Source organism: Bacillus sp. JJ1764, assembly GCF_036962145.1.
In the GTDB taxonomy this organism is placed as follows: Bacteria; Bacillota; Bacilli; order Bacillales; family Cytobacillaceae; genus Neobacillus.
Genome location: NZ_JBALNY010000162.1, coordinates 1 through 3,834, shown reverse-complemented (window position 1 = coordinate 3,834; position 3,834 = coordinate 1). Strand labels below are relative to the sequence as shown.

Annotated in this window: 4 protein-coding genes; 1 reads left to right on the top strand and 3 read right to left on the bottom strand. The window is 37.6% G+C overall.

The genetic code is table 11. The features are described 5' to 3' along the window. Nucleotides 1-16: 16 nt before the first annotated feature. A complete protein-coding gene (locus V7083_RS19895) occupies nt 17-271 on the top strand; it encodes a stage VI sporulation protein F (RefSeq protein ID WP_335481194.1) in 255 nt (84 codons plus the stop codon). A 41-nt stretch (nt 272-312) separates the two neighbouring features. On the opposite strand, the gene V7083_RS19890 is transcribed toward V7083_RS19895, so the two are convergent. The 3 genes from V7083_RS19890 to V7083_RS19880 all read right to left on the bottom strand — a co-directional run bounded on the left by V7083_RS19890 (nt 313) and on the right by V7083_RS19880 (nt 3,676). Next, a complete protein-coding gene (locus tag V7083_RS19890) occupies nt 313-2,610 on the bottom strand; it encodes an ATP-dependent helicase (RefSeq protein ID WP_335481187.1) in 2,298 nt (765 codons plus the stop codon). A 125-nt stretch (nt 2,611-2,735) separates the two neighbouring features. Beyond that, entirely contained in the window at nt 2,736-3,158 is a 423-nt protein-coding gene (locus V7083_RS19885; protein ID WP_335481185.1) for a GNAT family N-acetyltransferase, read from the bottom strand. A gap of 5 nt (nt 3,159-3,163) precedes the next feature. Next, nucleotides 3,164-3,676, bottom strand: a complete 513-nt coding sequence (locus V7083_RS19880; RefSeq protein ID WP_335481183.1) for a YjcG family protein — start codon at nt 3,674-3,676, stop codon at nt 3,164-3,166. Nucleotides 3,677-3,834: the final 158 nt, after the last annotated feature.

Genomic DNA, 3,834 nt, shown 5'->3' with positions numbered 1-3,834 from the left:
GTGTGAATCTAAAAACATGGATAATGGTTTCTTTAAAAACATAGAAAAGAAAACTGGCGTAAATATGCAAGATATTTTTGATTTAGCGAATTCCTTACAGAATGCTAATTTTAAAGATGAAAAAACAGTGCGCGGGGTTATCCGTAAGGTTTCTCAATTAGCTAATAAACCGGTAAGCAAAGAGTTGGAAGATCAAATCGTTAATACGATTGTAAAAGATGGTAAAAGCTTGGATTTCAATACCATATCAAATATGATGAACAAAAAATAAACAAATAGGCCGTTTCCCTTAAAGGAAATGGGCCTTTTTGTTTAATGTTTATTTGCTTTTAGCAGCGGAGCCAGAAATCGTGAACGATAGCTTTTCTTTCCGCGTCTGTTCTCTTGGACGGAAATGTATAGCTGTTCTTTGGCTCGTGTCATCGCAACATAGAATAGACGTCTTTCTTCTTCTAATGGGGCAAAATCTCCATTACGTGAGCTTTCCAATGCATAGTCATGCGGAAGACTTCCATCAACAGCCCCAATCAGATAGACCGTCTTATACTCAAGACCCTTCGCTCGGTGAATGGTGCTAAGGGTAATGGCCTCACGGAAGTGTTTACTTAAATTTTTCATTTCTCGATTCATTGCAGACATGTGCTCTGCATGGGCGAGAAGGGAATCGATGGATTCAAAACTTTTTGCGGCAACTTTTAAATCCTTTAAATCATCAGAGCCTTTCTCCAATTGATTAGATTCATTTCCGCGTTTTTTTAGAAAATCTAGAAATCCAATATCTTTCTCAATTTTTTCAATCGCTTTGACTGGAGCCAATGCTTTTAGAGAACGAATGAGCGGTACAACTTTTTTTAATTTTTTTTCTTGAAAAGAATGGGTAGTTTTAATGTAAGACAGTGCCTCAAGGAGACTGCAATCCTGGAGGATACTCAAAGCTTTTAATTCTTTAAGTGCAGTTTGCTTTAAAAATAATAATGGCAATATTTCTGATATACCCTGGGTGTCATCCTCATGGATACTGACTCTTAAAAAAGATAGGGTACATCTGACAATATATCTGTCGTAAAAGGCCTCGGCATCCAGATCCAGTTTGAACGGAAGATTGGAGATTGCCAATCGTTCAAATACTGCCCGTGAAGCAGCGTTAGTCCGATATAAAATAGCAAAGTCCGATGGGTTGGCACCATCCGTAATTTGTTGCTGAATATCCGTCACAATCATGGTTGCTTCCTCCTCTTCATCATAAGGGAAAAATAAATAGGGAAGCAGGCCATTTGATACCTGTGCTTTCATTTTTTTAATTCTACGAACTTTATTAGCGGCAATCATCTGGTTTGCTGCAGTGACGATTTCATGGGATGAACGGTAATTTTGGTCCAGATTAATCACTTCGGCTAATGGAAAATCCTGTTCAAAATCCAGCAGAAACTTAGGGTCACTTCCTCTAAAGGAATAAATAGCCTGATCATCATCACCAACTGCACAAACATTTTTATGTTTCATTGATAACATTTTAATTAATTCATATTGGACCTTGTTAATATCCTGAAATTCATCAATCAAAAAATAATGAAAACGCTCCTGATAAAATTCAAGCAAATCAGCAGATGTTTGCAGCAGTCGATAGCAGCCAATGAGCATATCGTCAAAGTCAAATAAGCCTTCCCGCTGTTTAAACGTTTCATATAGTTTGAATAACTGGGCTGTGTTTTCTTCCCATTCTGACGATGGAGTTATCTGATCCGGCATTACCATCGTATTTTTCCATAATCCGATCTGTTGAAGTGCTAGATCATACGCAAATTCTTTTTCTGACAAATCGAGCTGTTTCCCGGCTTCTTTAAGGATTTTATCGCGTTGCCAATCTTTTTTAAGAAGTTTATCTGATGCCCAATTAGCAGCATCATGGTACATTAGAATTCGGTAAAAGATACTGTGGAAAGTTCCTGTAACCAGCTGATGAACAGCTTGTTTGCTAACGTTTGGATAAGATAATAACCGGGCTTTCATTTCTGCTGCAGCCTTCGATGTAAAGGTAACTAGCATGATAGAACGCGGGTCAATTCGTTTTTCAATGAGCATATAAGCGGTTCTTGCTGTTAAAACGCGGGTTTTGCCACTACCAGCCCCAGCAAGTACTAATAGTGAACCCTCTGTCATGGTTACCGCGGAAGCTTGATTTTGATCTAAGCTGACACCTTGTTCGGCGAGTTCCTGAAAATAGGGAGCGCTGATTTTTTGGTCCCATGTATTTGGCGGTACGAAAGGAGCTGTGTGACGAACTGGTTTAGCGGGACTGAACAATTGAACATTATTATCTTGGACAGTAATGGTCCGGCTTTGTGGAAGGATAAAACCGTTCCTTTCGATGGTTTGAACGCTAACGGGTGTTGAGGTTTTCTCATGCTCAGGCTCTTGGCATTTCTTTTCAGGAGAATGGACATGGAAAAAGTGTGGCTGTTCCTGAATTCCTAGAAAAAGTTGCATTCGTTCGTTACAAGTTGGACATTTTATTTCGTTATTCTTTCCGGCAAGATAGATTTTTTGAAATTCATCACGTTGTAAATGATCAAGGAAGATCAATTGATTTTTGTAAATAGCTGTTTTCATGTTTAAAAACTCCAATATAGAAAATGAGACAACTTTAATCATAACAAAACATGTAGGTATCAAAAAGGGGAAAAATTAATTACCAAAAAAAAGCACCCGCCAATTTTGGCAGGTGCATTCTTGAGTTAGATGGTTTTGATCATCGTTTTATGAGGAATACCAGCATCTAAAAATTCTTCAGAGGAGGTTGTATAGCCGAGACGGGAGTAGAAAGGAATAGCATGTATTTGCGCGTTAAGCTTTAACTTATGAATACCCTTTTGATTTGCATAAGTTTCTATCGTATTCATGATTTGTTTACCTGCCCCGAGTTGTCTAGCATCCTTTAACACGCAAATTCGTTCTACTTTTCCGATCCCATCTAGAATTCGGAAACGCCCGGCACCAATCGGATGACCATCGTGGTACATGACAAAATGAGTAGAGTCCTCTTCAAATTGATCAATTTCTTCTTCAACCGGCACGTTTTGCTCATCTACGAATACAACCTTTCGAACAGTAAAGGCATCATTCAGTTCTTTTCGGTTTGCAACTATTTTTACTGTCACAATGGTTATTCCTTTCCAAGACGAAAAGTTTCCGATACGGACCAAGATCCATTTTCCAATTGATAAAGGAGATGGAATCGATCAATCGTTTCTTCATGCTCTGCCTTATTCATGCGTAACGCGCCAAAAACATCAGAATATTCATCATTTGAAAGTTTTTGCGCAATAGTGATATGTGGAACAAATGCATATGGCTGATCTTGATCAATAAATTCACTATTGATTTTTGAGTGAAGTCCAGTAAGTTCATCTGTAGGTTCTACCTTAAAATAGATGACATTATTAACGGGATAGAAGGAGCTGAATTTTGTTGTTTTTAGGTTGAATGGATTAGTGTTTTGAGCGATTTGCCTTAATTTTTCAGCATAATCTTTTGCTTCCTCATCCGTTGCTTCAAAAGAATTTTTTAATGTCAGATGTGGAGGAATTAGAGCGTAATGTGGATCATAGCGTTTACGAAAGGAATTTGCCAAGTCTTGAAGCTTTTTTGATGGAAAAATAACAACTCCAAATTTCATATGATGAATACCCCCAATTTACAATATTTGAGTATCGTATTTGAAAAGAACTCGTCCAATTATATCGAATTTTCTAAATATAATAAATAATCCGTCCTGCCTGTTTTTTAGTTTAGGCTTTGTTGAATTTTTATGTTTATTTCCGCTTCAATCAACAG

Bases quoted from the DNA above. Each gene is read 5' to 3' on its own strand.
- V7083_RS19895 (WP_335481194.1), top strand. From the start codon at position 17: ATGGATAATGGTTTCTTTAAAAACATAGAAAAGAAAACTGGCGTAAAT.
- V7083_RS19890 (WP_335481187.1), bottom strand. From the start codon at position 2,610: ATGAAAACAGCTATTTACAAAAATCAATTGATCTTCCTTGATCATTTA.
- V7083_RS19880 (WP_335481183.1), bottom strand. From the start codon at position 3,676: ATGAAATTTGGAGTTGTTATTTTTCCATCAAAAAAGCTTCAAGACTTG.